This is a genomic window from Bacillus sp. 2175 (genome assembly GCF_057812155.1).
On sequence record NZ_JBSZSU010000009.1, the window covers coordinates 232,520 to 248,592 of the forward strand.

The 16,073-nt window shown below is 32.3% G+C and carries 17 protein-coding genes and 1 pseudogene; 11 read left to right on the plus strand and 7 right to left on the minus strand.

Annotated features, from left to right (window positions below; genetic code table 11):
• Positions 1 to 104 precede the first annotated feature (104 nt).
• The 3 genes from ACXKY9_RS30035 to ACXKY9_RS30045 are packed head-to-tail and all read left to right on the plus strand — an operon-like array spanning position 105 to position 3,605.
• On the plus strand, positions 105 to 1,202 hold the full coding sequence (locus ACXKY9_RS30035; protein WP_000477499.1) for a phage lytic cycle repressor MrpR family protein: 1,098 nt from the start codon (positions 105 to 107) through the stop codon (positions 1,200 to 1,202).
• Positions 1,199 to 3,208, plus strand: coding sequence for a tyrosine-type recombinase/integrase (locus tag ACXKY9_RS30040; protein WP_001028065.1), 2,010 nt, complete (start codon positions 1,199 to 1,201; stop codon positions 3,206 to 3,208). The genes ACXKY9_RS30035 and ACXKY9_RS30040 overlap by 4 nt, the downstream gene beginning before the upstream one ends.
• Positions 3,201 to 3,605, plus strand: a complete 405-nt coding sequence (locus tag ACXKY9_RS30045) for a DUF6262 family protein (protein ID WP_000247457.1) — start codon at positions 3,201 to 3,203, stop codon at positions 3,603 to 3,605. The genes ACXKY9_RS30040 and ACXKY9_RS30045 overlap by 8 nt, the downstream gene beginning before the upstream one ends.
• A 68-nt stretch (positions 3,606 to 3,673) precedes the next feature.
• On the opposite strand, the gene ACXKY9_RS30050 is transcribed toward ACXKY9_RS30045, so the two are convergent.
• The 3 genes from ACXKY9_RS30050 to ACXKY9_RS30060 all read right to left on the minus strand — a co-directional run bounded on the left by ACXKY9_RS30050 (position 3,674) and on the right by ACXKY9_RS30060 (position 6,156).
• A complete protein-coding gene (locus ACXKY9_RS30050) occupies positions 3,674 to 4,465 on the minus strand; it encodes a sulfotransferase family 2 domain-containing protein (RefSeq protein ID WP_000349585.1) in 792 nt (263 codons plus the stop codon).
• A 40-nt stretch (positions 4,466 to 4,505) separates the two neighbouring features.
• Positions 4,506 to 5,279, minus strand: coding sequence for a sulfite exporter TauE/SafE family protein (locus ACXKY9_RS30055; protein ID WP_000027993.1), 774 nt, complete (start codon positions 5,277 to 5,279; stop codon positions 4,506 to 4,508).
• Between the two features lie 88 nt (positions 5,280 to 5,367).
• Positions 5,368 to 6,156, minus strand: a complete 789-nt coding sequence (locus tag ACXKY9_RS30060) for a sulfotransferase family 2 domain-containing protein (protein WP_000794364.1) — start codon at positions 6,154 to 6,156, stop codon at positions 5,368 to 5,370.
• A gap of 296 nt (positions 6,157 to 6,452) precedes the next feature.
• Here ACXKY9_RS30060 and ACXKY9_RS30065 point away from each other — a divergent pair, with 296 nt between their 5' ends.
• Both ACXKY9_RS30065 and ACXKY9_RS30070 read left to right on the plus strand, forming a co-directional pair.
• Positions 6,453 to 6,761, plus strand: coding sequence for a YolD-like family protein (locus ACXKY9_RS30065; protein ID WP_000238290.1), 309 nt, complete (start codon positions 6,453 to 6,455; stop codon positions 6,759 to 6,761).
• A 48-nt stretch (positions 6,762 to 6,809) separates the two neighbouring features.
• Complete coding sequence (locus ACXKY9_RS30070) at positions 6,810 to 7,184, plus strand: hypothetical protein (protein ID WP_001154608.1); 375 nt, start codon at positions 6,810 to 6,812, stop codon at positions 7,182 to 7,184.
• Positions 7,185 to 7,402: 218 nt separating this feature from the next.
• On the opposite strand, the gene ACXKY9_RS30075 is transcribed toward ACXKY9_RS30070, so the two are convergent.
• Positions 7,403 to 7,654 (minus strand): hypothetical protein, encoded by a 252-nt coding sequence (locus ACXKY9_RS30075; protein ID WP_000417392.1) that lies wholly within the window; start codon positions 7,652 to 7,654, stop codon positions 7,403 to 7,405.
• A 52-nt stretch (positions 7,655 to 7,706) separates the two neighbouring features.
• The gene (locus ACXKY9_RS30080) at positions 7,707 to 7,946 is read right to left on the minus strand and encodes a helix-turn-helix domain-containing protein (RefSeq protein WP_000898260.1); all 240 of its coding nucleotides are present in this window, start codon (positions 7,944 to 7,946) and stop codon (positions 7,707 to 7,709) included.
• Between the two features lie 542 nt (positions 7,947 to 8,488).
• Here ACXKY9_RS30080 and ACXKY9_RS30085 point away from each other — a divergent pair.
• Positions 8,489 to 9,019, plus strand: a complete 531-nt coding sequence (locus ACXKY9_RS30085; protein WP_000955500.1) for an RNA polymerase sigma factor SigX — start codon at positions 8,489 to 8,491, stop codon at positions 9,017 to 9,019.
• Positions 9,020 to 9,022: 3 nt separating this feature from the next.
• The gene (locus ACXKY9_RS30090; protein WP_000650425.1) at positions 9,023 to 9,997 is read left to right on the plus strand and encodes a DUF4179 domain-containing protein; all 975 of its coding nucleotides are present in this window, start codon (positions 9,023 to 9,025) and stop codon (positions 9,995 to 9,997) included.
• Positions 9,998 to 10,425: 428 nt separating this feature from the next.
• On the opposite strand, the gene ACXKY9_RS30095 is transcribed toward ACXKY9_RS30090, so the two are convergent.
• Positions 10,426 to 11,355: a DMT family transporter gene (locus ACXKY9_RS30095; protein ID WP_016090335.1), complete on the minus strand. Its 930-nt coding sequence runs from the start codon at positions 11,353 to 11,355 to the stop codon at positions 10,426 to 10,428.
• A gap of 14 nt (positions 11,356 to 11,369) precedes the next feature.
• Positions 11,370 to 11,957, minus strand: coding sequence for a flavodoxin family protein (locus tag ACXKY9_RS30100; RefSeq protein WP_000020440.1), 588 nt, complete (start codon positions 11,955 to 11,957; stop codon positions 11,370 to 11,372).
• Between the two features lie 122 nt (positions 11,958 to 12,079).
• Between ACXKY9_RS30100 and ACXKY9_RS30105 the strand changes: the two genes are divergently transcribed.
• The 4 genes and pseudogenes from ACXKY9_RS30105 to ACXKY9_RS30120 all read left to right on the plus strand — a co-directional run bounded on the left by ACXKY9_RS30105 (position 12,080) and on the right by ACXKY9_RS30120 (position 15,852).
• The gene (locus ACXKY9_RS30105; protein WP_000351941.1) at positions 12,080 to 12,979 is read left to right on the plus strand and encodes a LysR family transcriptional regulator; all 900 of its coding nucleotides are present in this window, start codon (positions 12,080 to 12,082) and stop codon (positions 12,977 to 12,979) included.
• A 303-nt stretch (positions 12,980 to 13,282) separates the two neighbouring features.
• Positions 13,283 to 13,702: pseudogene (locus ACXKY9_RS30110) on the plus strand (Tn3 family transposase); the annotation flags it as partial.
• A 164-nt stretch (positions 13,703 to 13,866) separates the two neighbouring features.
• On the plus strand, positions 13,867 to 15,303 hold the full coding sequence (locus tag ACXKY9_RS30115) for an IS4-like element IS231C family transposase (protein ID WP_001053969.1): 1,437 nt from the start codon (positions 13,867 to 13,869) through the stop codon (positions 15,301 to 15,303).
• A gap of 297 nt (positions 15,304 to 15,600) precedes the next feature.
• Positions 15,601 to 15,852, plus strand: coding sequence for a YolD-like family protein (locus tag ACXKY9_RS30120; protein ID WP_000888766.1), 252 nt, complete (start codon positions 15,601 to 15,603; stop codon positions 15,850 to 15,852).
• Positions 15,853 to 16,073 lie beyond the last annotated feature (221 nt).

The window sequence follows — 16,073 nt, forward strand, 5'->3', positions numbered from 1 at the left end:
CGATAGGTAGTTCTCTTTTTTTGTCTCTTTGTAGAAGCTATAATAATAGTATAAAAGAGATAGTATTTATAGTATAGATAGATTGAACAGTTGGAGGTGGAAAAATGTTTAAAGTACAAAGTATTATTACATCGTTTGGGGAAGAACGTTGGATGGTTTTACATAACAAGGGTGAACCAGTTATCCCAATCATGAAATTTATAAAACATAAGGATTCTTTAGGAAAAGCACCTAATACACTTAAAACATACTGTTATCATTTGAAAATATTCTGGTGTTTTCTAAACGAAAAGAATAAAGATTACAGAGAAGTGGATATAAGTTTATTAACAGAATTTATTCATTGGTTAAGAAAATCAACAGATGATATAAATACTATCTATTTAAATGACACAAAGAAGTTAGTGTACGCTAAAAGAACTGAATCTTCCGTTAACTTAATCACTAATTGTGTTATCGAATTTTTGGACTACCAATGGCGTAGTGGTCAAATCTTATTTAATGTAAAATCCAAAGTTACAAAAGAAGTCCATAATACAAGGCGGAAGTATCGTAAATTTTTAGATCATATAACACATACCCCAACAACCAAAATTAATATTTTAAAACTTAAGGAACCTAAAAGAAAAATAAAAACCATTACTACTAAGCAGGCGGAATTGATTCATATAGCATGTAATAACATAAGAGATGAGTTAATAATTCGTATTTTATATGAAGGAGGATTAAGAGCTTCTGAGTTATTAAGTTTATGGATAGAGGACTTCAATATCAATGATGGTAGTATCACTGTTAGAGAATCTAAAACACAAGCTGGAGAAAAAAGAAAAGTATATGTATCAAATGAAACAATGAATTTATTCCAAGATTATATTATCGATTACCATACTAATGATGTAGATTCTAACCATGTGTTTATTAATTTAAAAGGGAAAAATAAAGGGCAGCCAATGCAATATTGGGCTTTGCAAGCTGTTATACGTATATTGTCTAAAAAAACGAAAATAAACTTTACCGCTCATACACTTAGACATACATGTGCAACACAACTTTATGATCTAGGCATGGACGCTGGTATCATTCAAAAATTATTAGGACATGCCCAGGTACAAACTACTTTAAATATGTATATTCATCCTTCAGAAGAAACTATAAGAAAGCACTGGGATGAAGCCCAGCAGCATAGGAGAATGAGAAAATGAATATCGTAGCTATTAATTCTAATAAAATACAACGTAAAGTTATGAACGACCTTAAAGGGTATTGGGCTTTAGATGAATGGAAAATCGAAGAGTTTCCCCTGCCAGATAGAAGAGGAAAAATTAAAGAAACAAAAAAAATTGTTGATTTCAATAAAATTAGTAATGAATATATTAAACTGGAGATAAAGTACTATTCTTTTTATTCTTTAACCAATGAAATTTGGCTTTTATCCAGCTTTATGGAGAAGCATTTTTATAAAATGTACTTTCTTTCAAAATTTTTAGCCGAGAAATTCCCTCAAGTCACATCAATAATTGATATTCCTTACACTACATTATTAGATGAATACAAATTATATCTAACTGAAAATAATAAGCCGTTAAAATACCCCCATCATCGTGGAGGAGAATTTATTTCACCTTATCTTGGAGTATGTAAAAGTTTATATGATTTTTTCTCTAATTATTATGACGAACGACCTGAACATCAAAAAGATAAATGGAATATAAAAAGACTAGGGATTCCATATAATATGTCTCGAAGAGACAGATTTCTTAATTTCACCAGTATAAAATTTCCCTTTCGGGAATTAGTTAAAAAATATGTAAATCAAACATTACTTATACACCAACAAATTACCTTTGCGACCGCCCAAAATATTTTAAAGAAAATGTATTTGTTTTTTGATTTCATTGTAGAAACGTATCCAAAGTGGATAGATTTACAGAATCTACAAAGACAGGACATTGAAGATTTTTTATTTTATGTTAGAAATCGTGAAATGGGAGGAAAGAGTTATACGAAAAATCGTGTTCCTAGTAATCGTCATGTAATAGAGTGCCTTTCAAATGTCAGAAGAATAATTGAATATATGCAAGGTTTTGAATGGAAAGAAGCACCTAAAACCCCTGTTAACAGATTAATATTTCCCGAAGACTTTCCTCGAAGAGAAAAGAAAAACTATCACGAACATGTTAAACATGTGCCAGATTTTATATGGGAGCAAGTGTTGGAAAATCTACATAATTTAGATTCGGAAATTGCACGATTAATAGTCATTATGGAAGCAACAGGATTTAGAGTCTCAGATGTATGTCAGTTACAATTAAATTGTCTAGCATATAAGCAAGATGGTTGGTGGTTGGTAGGAGATCAACGAAAAGTAAATGTAAAAGAACATATTGTTCCTATTTCAGAAGAAATTGTGAAAATCGTTAAAATACAACAAGAATATATTAACAATCATGAAAAGAAGCATAACAACTTAAATCAATTTTTGTTCCCTGTTCTTACTGGAAAAAATAGAGGGATGGCCTTTTCACAAAAATCGGTTACCTATGCATTAAATCAACTAGCCGAAAAATATAAAATCCTTGATAAAAATGGAGAAATATTTCTATTTAAGAACCATGCTTTTCGACATAGATATGGGGTCAATCTAATTAATAATGGTATGAATATTCTTCATGTACAAAAGTTAATGGCACATACTAGTCCTGAAATGACATTAACTTATGCAAAAATTTCAGATAACACTCTTCGTAGGGAATGGGAAAAAGTTCAAAACTCAGTGCGTATTGACACAACTGGAGAATTAATACAAGCCAGTCTCCCTGAGCAGGCAGAAGAAAACGGTTTGGAACTAGAATGGATTCGCCATAACATGGACTCTATTCGTTTGGATCATGGATTATGCATAAAGAGTCCTAAGGTTAGCTGTGAATTCTTAGATTATTCGTTAGAAACCCCTTGTATTAAAAATAATTGTAGGAGTTTTCATGTAGATACAACATTTTTAGATTACTATAATGCGCAGATATTAAAGATGGAAGAAGATATTATAAAGTATCAAACTAGCGGTCGTATTCGTTCTATTGAATTGATTCAACCAAAACTTAATAAGTATAAGGAAATTAGGGATTCATTGAAAAATGAAATTGGAATTTTCGGTATGCCGAAACATAAACGAGAATATATAGGAGAGGAAAGAAAAATTGATGGTTAACAAACATCCGAATACAACGGGGTTATTGAATCATGCCTCTAAAAAAAAGAGGGAAACACAATATAGAGTGAATGAAGTAATACAGTTAATGGTTAAAGAAGGACAAAAAATTAATTTTAATTCAGTTTCAGAAAAAGCACAGGTTTCAAAAGCATATTTATATAGAGAACCCTTAATCAGAAAAACGATTGAAGACTTACGTCAACAGCAAGAAGGCATACATGATTTTAAGAATATAAAAAGAAGGACATCGGATGCCTCCAAGGATGTAATCATAGAAACTTTAAAGAATAAGCTCAATCTTTTAAAATATAAGAACAAGCTATTAGAAAGTGAAAATGAGCACTTAAAAACACAACTGAAAAAAGATTTAGGAAAGGTTTATGAAAATTTATAAATATGTGATATCGTCCTATCAGTTGTAAAATAACACCCTTAATAAAGCAGGATTTGAACATTTTTATTTTAAGAAATAGAATTTAAATCATAATGATACATATTAAAATCTTTTGAAAATACCTCTTGAACCAACTGAATTGTTTCTGCGTCATAAAAACTATCATAAGTAGGTAATCGTGGAAAAACAGGGGTTGTAATATCAGCGTCTGCATAAACTCCTTTGTAAATCATCTTACTCCCTTGATAATGCCAAGATTTTGATAATAGATCTAATGGTGATTTTTTTAATTTATATACCTCTTCTAGCTTCGAAATACCTGTGTTAAAATTTTCTAGATGGATATAGTTTGTAACAAATTCTTCTTCTCCTTGTATATATTGTTGTGTAAAGTGAGGATCTACTTGATCTAATTTTGTCATGTGTGCTTTTAAGTAATACAAAAATAGTTTAAAGGAAATGGGTTTATTGCAAGTTTCATCACCATACAGAAATTGCCGAATGGGTTTCCATACGGGATTTTCAATATTTGGTGGTGGAACCAGAGCAACAAAAGAACTTACTGCCCTTCTATAAGGATTTCTTACTAGTTTGTACGTCTTCTTCTCTTTAGTTTGTAATCCATTAGCTAATTGTGCTAAATAATGTGTAGAGTTCTTATATACTTCATACTCATAGTTGTGAATGAACGGATTGTACTTTATCGCTTCTTTAAATAAATTAATTTGATAAAAAAACCAGTGGGCTAGCGAAGTACATCCGCTTTTTTGGCTCCAAAACAAGATGAGGGGAAAATCTTTATGAAAATGAGGGACACGCCCTTGCTTGTATATAAAATTATATAGTTCTATATGATCCATTTTGAACCTCCATTCTTATATAGCAAAACATGAAATATTTTTAATAAGCGATAACTAACTTTAGTCCACTAACACCAATAATGATAGCTAAAAATATTTGAAGAGGTTTAACGGGAATCTTAGTGGAGAATTTACTACCAAGTATGACACCTGGGATAGAACCAATGAGTAAGTGAATTAATAAAAGATAATCTACGTTTCCTAAATTCATATTTAGTATGCTTGCAACCGTCACTAATAAAAACGCATGTGTAATATCTGTGCCTACTAATTCGGATGGTTTCAGTCGATATAAATATATCATTGCAATAGCAAATAAAGAGCCTGATCCAACGGAAGTAAGTCCCACGATAAAACCGAGTATTGCACCGATAAGAATTGTTAGGTTCTTTTTTTGGACCATAGTCTGTTTTTGAAAAAAACTTTGTGTAGATTCATTATAGAAAAATGTTTTTATAAAAATAGAAATTGCCGCAAGGATTAAAACATATCCTAATATATATTTTATAATTCCCTCTCGATTATCATGAAAAATTGGCAAGAAATGAATTATTATTACTGCGATAATTGCACTAGGTAAACTCCCAATAGCTAGATATTTTACTAGTTTAAAATTGATGGTTTTCTGTTTCCAGTGTTGGGATATTCCAAACATTTTAGTGATAGAATTATATACTAGATCCGTTCCAACAGCTACAGAAGGACTTATGCCTAATGTTAGAAGAAATGGAGTCAGTAATGCGGCCCCGCCTATCCCTGTTACTCCAACCAATCCCCCTATGATGAAACCCATCATTATAATAGAAATGCTCATTATAATTCCCCTTCCATACCGCTGGCTTTTCATAGTGGTTATAGTTTTTAAAGAGACTCTATACATAGTCGGGTGATAGGTATATTAGTTAAAAATTAATTTCATTCTTCTTATATCCATATGCTTCAAAATCGTCAGTAAATATTTCTGAAACAAGGTTTAGAGCTTCTTCATCATAAAAACTTCGATAGGTTGGTAATGAAGGGAAGTGTGGATTTGTAATATCATCATCTGCATAATTTCCTTTATGAATCATTTGATGTGCCCTATGGTGATTGGAGTTTGTAAGGAGTGATATATCAGAAGAAAGTAATCCATATTCTTTCTCCAGCTGCGGAATTATTGTATTAAAATTCTCTAGTTTTATATTTTGTTTGATGACCTTTTCTTCTCCCTCAATATATTGTTGTGAAAAATGTTGATCTAACAGAATGGATTTAGCCCCTATTTCTTTTACATAATATAAAAATTGTTTAAATGAAATTCCTTTCGATTCATTTTTATCATTATAAAAATACTCTCTAATCTGTTCCCATTGTTTCGAGGCGTAAGGGTTGTCATAAAGTATTAAAAATGAGCTTACAGCTCTTTTATAAGGGTTGCGCACAAGTTTTATGGTATCCTTACTTAGTTCCAAGAGTTGCATTTCTAAATTTGTGTAGTAATCAACTTTATTTTTGTATATTTCAGATTCATAGTAATGAATGAACGGTGCATATTTCATTGCTTCCTCATATAACCCAATTTGGAAGAAAAACCAATTCGCCAGAGAAGTACAACCACTTCTGTGACTCCAAAATAAAATTATGGGGAAATCTTTATGAAAATGTGGAATACGTTCGCCATATTCAATTAATCCTTTAATATTGTTCTTCATCAGCCAAACCCCTTCGTTATTCTGATATTTATTGAACACTTAAATACAATGGTAACTACTCATACCATTGTATTTAAACACCACTGTAAAGGTACTTAAGTTGGCATATAAAATCCCAGTGTATTAAAAACAGCTTACATAGGTGTCTTAATTTTCCAGGTTTATCAAAATGTAATAATTGCTTAACAAACTTTAAAATATAGAAATCTATTATAAAGAGAATTATGTATGAAGATATGTATACAACGATAGAGGCATTAATATCGCTACAATAATCGAAAAAAAGTCTTGATAATATGGTGAAATTCACTCCGTTTGCAGCAATTCCTGAACAGTTTGCTGGGATACGTGAAATCATCAAGGAGAAAAATAAAGTAACTCGGCCGATCTTAACAGATGAAGAAAAAGAACTAATTGAGAACATGTTATTATGTTCCTTATTATCTGAAGAAGAAATACTCATTACATATTATGAGGATGGTTATTTGCTCTCTAGCTATATGACTGTTGTTGATATTGATCCACCAAATAGTGCTGTTATATGTACCGATGCTTTTTATAACGAGATGAAACTGCAATTTTATAATATAATAGATGCAAAATAGAATATATTTACTTAAGCACATTTAGACCATTATAAAGGAGTGTAAATAATGCAAGAGGCTCAAATAAGAAAAAGTGCAGCAGGAGCAATTATTCATAACGATATAAATGACTATCCCTATTTAAATATACCGATGATTATTAATGAAAAAGATGGAATGATTTATGAAGTTCTAGGTGCTGGTTTTCACACTAATGATGCTGTAGCAATAATAACAACGGATGATTTTGCTACAACCAGGGTAACTGCGCCTCTTATAACAGTAAAAAACAATGATGGTAGTATTCAATTATATCGCTTACCTTTAGAACTAGAACATTGGGTACTTTCTTGTATGCGTGCTGCTTCAGTAGGAAAAAATCCGTTTCCCTGTAAAGTTGCTTTCGGAATCATCGATACTAAATTTTATGTAGAATTTATATAAAAAAGGTCTGCTTATTCAGCAGACCTACCATCAATTATAGCTTTATATTTTTTTCCTTTTCAATGTCCAAATAGGTGTAGAAGCAAGGATCTGGATTGGCTCAGGTAATAACGGTCTTACTTTCTTCCCATCTCGTTGTCGAGAAAACTTTGTGCTTAAACGTGCTTTATCCCAACCTAGTATCTCAGCAAATTCTTTTAAACCAACGAGAAGGGGAATTACTCCCCCAGTTCATCGCTCCACACTTGATAAAAGCCGCCACCAACCGTTTCAAGTACATTATCATCCTCTTGTGGGGATATTCCATACCAATATGAGGTTGTTATGACTTCGCCATCTAAAGTTTCAATTGTGATTTTTTCTTGCGTGTAAGCTATACCTTCTTCAGCAACTTTTTTCGCTTCACTTAAATCATTTACTTCAACTTCTTCTGTTACACCAGTATGATAGTTTACAATGTATTTTTCCATTTATAATATCCCCTTCAAAAGTGATAACTTTGTTAACACTTTTTAGGATAATTCATTTAATTATTTCCTTCCTTTTAGGAAAGAGAAAATCCATAGCTTCTACAGTTAAAATCCATTCTCCACGTTGTTTTCCTTCAGGCTTGTAGTATTTAACTTTTCCACTCTCAATCAATGCATCTATTAATTTATTATCTTTTCCTCGCTTCAATTTCATTAGCAGCGCTTCTTGTATAATCCCCCAACGATCACACGCCTCTCTTGGTGGCATAATTTCATCTAGCATAAATAACATCCCCATCACCTCTCGTTACCTATAAGTAACGTTCAACCGGATAAAAAAACATGATGAATTCTACATGCGTGTGATTGGAACCATAACTTTGCCCAAACGGCAAGGTTATGGTTCTTTTTGTTTGTGGCAAAGTTATGGTTCCAAAAATAAAATGTACAATCAACTTAATAACAAGTTGCCCCAAAAACGATAAAAATGAACTCCATTGTTATAAAGGAATCTAATTTTTTGTTTTGGGGGTAGTATAGAATATTAACTTGATTGTGATGTGGCGCTAAGCTTATAAGGGATCACTATATTTAAAAAAATTGTACGTTTAGACACGGTTTGGCAAAAAACTAACTGTTTTCTTGTACATTAATAAAAACTACAGTAAAAGTTGTAGTTTTTATGTTTTCATTTTCCTTTTTGCATTCATCTTTTACTTAGATGAATGCTTTTTTTAGTACATAATAAAAAAAAACGGAAAAAGTGTCACAAAATCCGTTTTTCTGGTTTCTATATAATACAGGCATCAAATTGAGAGTGAGGTTTTAACTAACATGTTAACAATAGAAAATGAAGAAAGTCATGCTTCTGACATGACTTTTGAAGATTTATTTAAGCAGTACTATGCTTACGCTGTGAAACAAATCATATGGATTGTTAAAGATCAATCTATCGCTGAAGAGTTAGCGCAAGAAGTATTTTTACAATTATATCGTAGCGATTGGAAAGCAATCGAAAACATACCTGGATGGCTGATTAAATCTTCTACTTATGTAGCGTATAACCATTTGCGATCTGAAAAAAGGCATCAAGCGAAGATTGATAAGGAAATACAATACCATGACGTACAAAATGTCTCATCATTAGACGATGATTGGATAAGAAAAGAAGAAATTACAAAAGTCCAAACGATACTAAATAAAATGAATGAGCGAGAACGAACCCTTTTACTAATGAAATTCTCTGGTTTTCAATATAAAGAAGTTGCAGAAATACTTCAAATTGAAATATCTTCTATTGGAACTTTATTAGTCCGAGCCAAAATGAAATTTCGCAAGATTTATAAACAAATGGAGGAGGCATAACAAATGAAATGTTATGATATCGGATTTATTCAAACATATATTGATGGAGAACTTTCTCATGATACAAGAAAAGAATTTACAAAGCACCTAGATACATGTGAAGCATGCCAAGATTTATTAGTAGAAATCAGTAAATTAAACCAATGGGAGAATGTAATGCTATATGAAGAATCTGCACATTCACCACAAGAAATCAAAATTGACGTAGAACAAGCATGGAAAACATTTGAAAGTCGTTCAAAACTAGACAATGTTTCTAATATAAATCATAAAAAACAACAAAAGAAGGGAATTTTTACAAACATGAATAAAAAAACAAAACGTTTCATTTATACAGCAGTAGCTGCAGCAGGACTATTTACAACAGCAATGATTCCACAAGTACAAGTGGCGGCTACAAATGTTGCCTCGTATTTTTCTGATGCAATTACAAATGATAAGGTTGTAAATGAAGGAATACAAGACGAAAATGGTGTCACACAAGATACGATGAAGAATGGCAAATATATTCCTATTGATGAAAAAATTACAGATCAGGGTATTACAGTACATTTCAAAGAATTATATATCGCGGATTCACGTATATCAGTTCATTATAGAATGGAAAAAGCAGATGGAAGTTTAGTACCATATGAATTTGATACAGCTGGAGTAGATCTTAAGAGTGATGGTAAGGTCAATGGACAACAAGAGGAACGACCTGAACTTAAAAATGGATCATTAATATCCTTTATACAAGATAAAGATGATTATCTTCCTTTCGAACTTATGGCAACAGGTAAAAAATTAGAAACAGGCATTCGTGATAAAGATAAACCAGAAGGCGTTGTTACATTTGTTGTAAATCCTGAAGAAAAAGACGCTTTTAAACAACCCCTTACATTAGATGTAAATATAAATAAAATTGGAAAAGTAGCTGGATCTTGGAAAGGTAAGATTCAAATTGATACTTCACATTTAAAGAATAAAACCAATTAACATGAAAAAAAGAATAGCACAATATGTATCTAATGCTCGGTTTATATGTTTTCTTGTTTTTGTTACATTTATTTCTTATATAGTTTTCACTCTATCTTTTATTTATGATTTAAGTTTATAAACTTAAATTAATCATTTAAAACATTATAAGATAAAAACTTCATAAAAAAGCTGTAAAATCAATAGCCGGTTCCTTAATGTATAAGGAACCGGTTAGTTTGTGTCTAAACGTACAATTTTTTTGATATGGTGACCCCTACTAGGGGTAGCGTCAGGAAAATGCGGATTTACAACGTTAAGGAAATTCCCTTATTAAAAAGCCTAATTTCTCAACATTTATATTGAGAAATTAGGCTTTTTTCGTTGCTCCGTTAAAGCGCCCTATTTTGGAAGATCAAGATAATAATTACTGCCAATAGATAATTGAACTAATGCTCCCGATTATGGAGCAAATCACTATCAAATCCTTCCTTTTTGTTCATTATATATACTCCAAATAAAATGATGATCATGGCACTCCAATCACTTATCAAAATGATTTCGTTTGCTAATAGTGCGCCGATTAATAAGGATATTACAGGTGGTATATAAGTTACTGTGGAGGCTATTATTGCCCCTAAATTATTGACGAGAACATAATAAAGAATGTAAGCTAGCCCTGTTCCTAGAACTCCTAGTCCCACTAATACACCAATCAACGCAACTGAGTCTGATTGAATATTCTCTATACTTTGTAAATCCCCAAAGAGACCAAGTATAATGATTGCAATGGCCACCTGGTAACTCGTTAAAGCTGCGGGAGAAATATTGATTTTTGTTAAATATTTTTTTGCATATACAAAAGAGGCACCAACACTGAGAGACCCTATTAACATATATATGACACCTTTAACGTCAAGAGCTGTATCTCCGTTTTTCCATGGTCTCGCAATAAGTAACACACCAATTAATCCTACAATAACTCCGACTACTCTTTTAACAGTTACCTTTTCTTCTTTTAAAACAAAGAAGGTCATGATTGTAGAAAAAATCGGTATGGACCCACTTAAAGCCCCAGCTATTCCAGAATTCAACAATGCTGTGCCTTTCGCAAAACAATAATAGTAAATGATAGTTGCGAGGATAGACATAATTAGAAAGTGGTGTATATATTTTATATGACTTAACTTTATTTGACGTTTAATAAGTGCATAAAGAAATACAGGAATAAAACCGGCTAAAACTCTTAGAAACACAATTTGTAAAGGATCAATATGAACGGCGGCCCATTTCATAAAAAGAAAATTAGTGCCCCAAATAACCCCGAGTGTTAGATAAGCTATATAATAAACGTTGAATTTCATTTGTGTCTTTAGCACTTTTTACTCCCCTTTCACACTTCCCTTTTTTCTTCTTTTTTTGTATAAGAGGAAGACGATAAGAAGTTTAATGTTTCATGTAATTGATCAGCTGCATAAAAAGCTTCCTGGTCTTTGGATATATCTCCAGGTTTATTTCCTTTCCCAATAATATATCCTTCAAAAGGTAGACCAACAAAGTCAAAGATGTAGTTGAATTGCTGAATTAATGGTAATCCTTTTATAAAAGGAGAATCTCCCCCAACTGCAACTACATAGGCCTTTTTCTTAGACATGATTTTTCGAAAGTCTTTATATTGAGGATCTCTCATCGTTTGGGACCATCGATCAATAAAGTTCTTCATTGTTCCTGTCATACTGTACCAATAAATCGGTGTCGAAAATATGAGAATATCGTGGTGCACCATTCGATATATTAGGGAGTTATAATCATCACCAACATCTTGAAAGCCGTCTTCAGTGTGGCGCATATCATCTATTGGTTTAATATTGTAATCCCTTAAGTAAATGGAATCTACTTCGAGATCCTTAATAGAACGTTTAGTTAACGTCTCTGTATTTCCATTTGGGCGAGTACCTCCGTAAATAACTGCAATACTCATAATTATTCCACTCCTTTTTTTTGACTGTTTATGATTTATAGCTTAAACTACACATATAAATCAGTAAAACAGATTATTCCGTTTGGTTCAATCGATATTTCCGATTTAGGAGGGAGACGAATATGGATATTAAACAACTCATCACTTTTAAGACGGCTACCGAAACTCTTAATTTCACCAAAACAGCTAGTATATTAAACTTTGCTCAATCTAGTGTGACAGCCCAAATTAAAGCATTAGAAGAAGAGCTAGAAAAACCTTTATTTGAACGCTTAGGTAAACGCCTAACATTAACCGAGGCAGGAAAAGAATTTAAAATCTATGCGGAAAAAATCATTAAACTAAATGAAGAAGCAAAAATGGCCATCAGTGGAAATAAAGAACCTTCTGGCACCCTTATCATCGGAGCACAAGAAAGTCAATGTACTTATAGGTTACCTACCATATTAAAAGAATTTAAAGATCGATACCCTAATGTAAAGTTAATATTTAAACCAGCTCATTCCGACGAGTTAGCTAGAAAGCAACTAATGAATGGTATGCTTGATATTGCCTTCATTATGGATATAACGAAACCTGAAGAAGCTTTAACGATAAAACCTTTGATACAAGAAGATATCAAGATGGTGGCTGCTCCAAACCATCCATTAGCTTCGAAGTCAGAGGTTTATCTTAAAGATATTGAGCATGAAACACTGCTATTAACCGAAAGTGGTTGCTCCTACCGTACTCTTTTAGAAAAGTCTTGTCACTCAGCAAAAGTCTACCCAGTAAATAAGTTTGAATTTGGTAGTATCGAAGCCATAAAGCAATGTGTGATTGCAGGATTAGGAATTGCTGCATTACCTACAATGGTTGTTGAAAAAGATATTAAAATGGGGAGAATGGTGGAATTAAAATGGGATAATAATATTCCTCCTATTTTCACCCATATCGCTTGGCATAAGGATAAATGGATGACTCCTCCATTGGAAGATTTTATTGAATTAACTCAAAGAACTTTCAACAGACACAAGATTTAAACATAAAAAATCGCTAAGAGTTTGTTAAACCTAGCAATTTTTTCATGTTAACCAGAATAATCACTTACTGGAAAAAAGAAGCATCAAAAATAATAAAACTCTAAGGCTATCCCTTGCCTTAGAGTTTTATTCTATCTTATTCAATTATCGGGTGCTTAGTTTAAATACACTTTTTACAAACTCTATCTAATTTTATCATAAACTTCCTTAATCATTCCTTACTCCATTATATGGCCCTTAATGGAATAAGGAACGATTATTGTTTCTCTTCCGACAGCTTTCTATATATGGGGAAATTAGGTCTTAGCTACAGCCTTACGCGAAATGGGAAGAATAGAAAAAACGATCTTTATTCTTAATTACATATCGGATGAAACTTTAAGAAGAAAAATACAAAGAGGATTGAATAAAGGAGAAGCGATGAATGGACTGGCAAGAGCTATTTTCTTCGGAAAACAAGGAGAGCTTAGGGAACGAACCATACAGCATCAATTGCAAAGAGCCAGTGCTTTAAACATAATTATCAATGCTATCAGTATCTGGAATACCCTACATCTAACAAAAGCAGTTGAATATCAAAAAGAGACAGGTAGTTTTAATGAAGACTTATTGCACCATATGTCACCTTTAGGCTGGGAACATATTAATTTACTAGGAGAATATCATTTTAATTCGGAGAAAGTGATCTCATTAGATTCTTTAAGACCACTACAACTTTCTTAACGTTGTTAAAAATGGGGGAATCGTCTTGGAAAAGAGCTTAGCGTTGTAAATCCGCATTTTCCTGATACTACCCCATGCCCATCAACTTAAGAATTTGCACTACCCCCAAGTGTCAAAAAACGTTATTCTTTCTAAAAAGCTAGCTAGAAAGGATGACATTTTTTATGAATCTTTCAATTCAAGATGAATTACAACTATTTTCTGAAGAGCTGTATCGTCATTTAACCCCTTCTCTTTTGGAAGAACTCGCTAAAGAATTAGGTTTTGTAAAAAGAAAACGAAAGTTTTCAGGAAATGAATTAGCTACCATATGTATCTGGGTCAGTCAACGTACAGCGAGTGATTCTCTCGTTCGACTATGCAGTCAATTACACGCCGCCACAGGCACTCTTATGAGTCCAGAAGGACTCAATAAACGCTTTGATAAAAAAGCGGTTGAATTTTTGAAATATATTTTTTCTGCATTATGGAAAAGTAAACTTTGTAAAACATCAGCCATTTCAAGTGCAGCACTCACGTATTTTCAACGAATCCGTATTTTAGATGCGACGATTTTCCAAGTACCGAAACATTTAGCACATGTATATCCTGGGTCAGGTGGTTGTGCACAAACTGCAGGTATCAAGATTCAATTAGAATATGACTTACACAGCGGACAGTTTTTAAACTTCCAGGTAGGTCCTGGAAAAAATAATGATAAAACATTTGGAACAGATTGCTTAGATACCTTACGGCCGGGTGATCTGTGTATTCGTGATTTAGGATATTTTTCATTGGAAGACTTAGATCAAATGGATCAACGTGGCGTGTGCTATATATCAAGACTTAAGTTAAACCATACCGTCTATACGAAAAATCCATTTCCAGAATACTTTCGAAATGGGACAATCAAAAAACAGTCACAGTATATCCAAGTTGATTTAGAGAACATTATGCACACGTTAAAACCAGGACAAACGTATGAAATAAAAGAGTCGTATATTGGCAAGAATCAAAGATTATTTACAAGAGTAATTATCTACCGATTAACAGAGGAACAAATACTGGAACGTAGAAAAAAACAAAGCTATACCGAAAGTAAAAAGGGGATTACATTTTCAGAAAAGAGTAAACGATTAACGGGTATCAACATATATGTTACGAATACGCCTTGGGAAGTGGTTCCGATGGAACAAATTCATGATTTTTACTCCCTCCGCTGGCAGATCGAAATCATATTTAAAACGTGGAAATCTCTATTTCAAATTCATCATTGGCAAACTATCAAACAAGAGCGATTAGAATGCCATGTGTATGGAAAACTCATTGCCATTTTTATATGTTCTTCCACGATGTTTAAGATGCGCCAACTTCTGTTGCAAAAGCACAAAAGAGAACTAAGCGAATATAAAGCAATTGGGATGATTCAAGATCATCTATCCCTGTTATATCAAGCGATACAGAGAAACACCCGTATAATAACAAAGGTTTTAATCCGCCTGTTTACCCTACTAAAGAAAAATGGCCGGAAATCCCATCGATATGAGAAGAAAACTATCTTTGATATTATGGGTGTTGTCTATGAGTATAATGGATTGAGAAAACAAAAGAAAGCTGCATAAGAAAAAAATGAAACCCGTTAGGGTTTATTTCGTATGCTCATTTTTAAGAGGATTATACTGTTTAAAAGTTTGTTCATTTCAATTAATGGAAAACCGTAGAGTTTCTATCCTTAAGTTGATGGGCATGTGATACTACCCCTACTACTATTTTTTGAGGCAAGTTTATGAGTTAATAAAAGATTTATGGCAATGTAATGCTTCAAATATTACAAGGATGTTCTCTAAAAACTATGCTTTCGGGCAATATTATGGTTCAAATTGTGGCGGACTTATAATTCAAATCACAAAATAAATCGGATGCTAGAAGACCAAAATAAAGTTAATAGACCAATACTCACTGATGATACAAAAGAAAGAATCCAACGCTCTTTACAGCAATCCTTAGAATACAATGAAGAGGTATTCCTCTCTTACTACAGAAAGGGATATTTACATCACCAATACATAACAGTGACTTCTATAGATCCAGGAAACAAATTGATTCATTGTCTTGATGCTTTTAATACACATACACAATTAAAATTTGATGAATTAATTGATATTAAATAAAAAGAATGCATACACAATCGTACAATTTATTAAGAAGACTCCATTCTGAAAAAATTTAATCAAAATGGAGTCTTTTGTTAGAAATATTCATTTGTTTTTTTAAAATACTGAAAATAATTAATGCAAAATAGTTATTTAAAAGAGTTAAACCCCTAACGGTACGTTAAGAGGCTGTGATTAACAAACTCTTACTAAAAATACATGAGATTGATGAAGAAATA

Excerpts from the sequence above, each read along its gene's own strand:
- ACXKY9_RS30035 (WP_000477499.1), top strand. The coding sequence starts at position 105 with ATGTTTAAAGTACAAAGTATTATTACATCGTTTGGGGAAGAACGTTGG.
- ACXKY9_RS30040 (WP_001028065.1), top strand. The coding sequence starts at position 1,199 with ATGAATATCGTAGCTATTAATTCTAATAAAATACAACGTAAAGTTATG.
- ACXKY9_RS30045 (WP_000247457.1), top strand. The coding sequence starts at position 3,201 with ATGGTTAACAAACATCCGAATACAACGGGGTTATTGAATCATGCCTCT.
- ACXKY9_RS30050 (WP_000349585.1), bottom strand. The coding sequence starts at position 4,465 with ATGGATCATATAGAACTATATAATTTTATATACAAGCAAGGGCGTGTC.
- ACXKY9_RS30055 (WP_000027993.1), bottom strand. The coding sequence starts at position 5,279 with ATGAGCATTTCTATTATAATGATGGGTTTCATCATAGGGGGATTGGTT.
- ACXKY9_RS30060 (WP_000794364.1), bottom strand. The coding sequence starts at position 6,156 with ATGAAGAACAATATTAAAGGATTAATTGAATATGGCGAACGTATTCCA.
- ACXKY9_RS30065 (WP_000238290.1), top strand. The coding sequence starts at position 6,453 with ATGGTGAAATTCACTCCGTTTGCAGCAATTCCTGAACAGTTTGCTGGG.
- ACXKY9_RS30070 (WP_001154608.1), top strand. The coding sequence starts at position 6,810 with ATGCAAGAGGCTCAAATAAGAAAAAGTGCAGCAGGAGCAATTATTCAT.
- ACXKY9_RS30075 (WP_000417392.1), bottom strand. The coding sequence starts at position 7,654 with ATGGAAAAATACATTGTAAACTATCATACTGGTGTAACAGAAGAAGTT.
- ACXKY9_RS30080 (WP_000898260.1), bottom strand. The coding sequence starts at position 7,946 with ATGTTATTTATGCTAGATGAAATTATGCCACCAAGAGAGGCGTGTGAT.
- ACXKY9_RS30085 (WP_000955500.1), top strand. The coding sequence starts at position 8,489 with ATGTTAACAATAGAAAATGAAGAAAGTCATGCTTCTGACATGACTTTT.
- ACXKY9_RS30090 (WP_000650425.1), top strand. The coding sequence starts at position 9,023 with ATGAAATGTTATGATATCGGATTTATTCAAACATATATTGATGGAGAA.
- ACXKY9_RS30100 (WP_000020440.1), bottom strand. The coding sequence starts at position 11,957 with ATGAGTATTGCAGTTATTTACGGAGGTACTCGCCCAAATGGAAATACA.
- ACXKY9_RS30105 (WP_000351941.1), top strand. The coding sequence starts at position 12,080 with ATGGATATTAAACAACTCATCACTTTTAAGACGGCTACCGAAACTCTT.
- ACXKY9_RS30115 (WP_001053969.1), top strand. The coding sequence starts at position 13,867 with ATGAATCTTTCAATTCAAGATGAATTACAACTATTTTCTGAAGAGCTG.
- ACXKY9_RS30120 (WP_000888766.1), top strand. The coding sequence starts at position 15,601 with ATGCTAGAAGACCAAAATAAAGTTAATAGACCAATACTCACTGATGAT.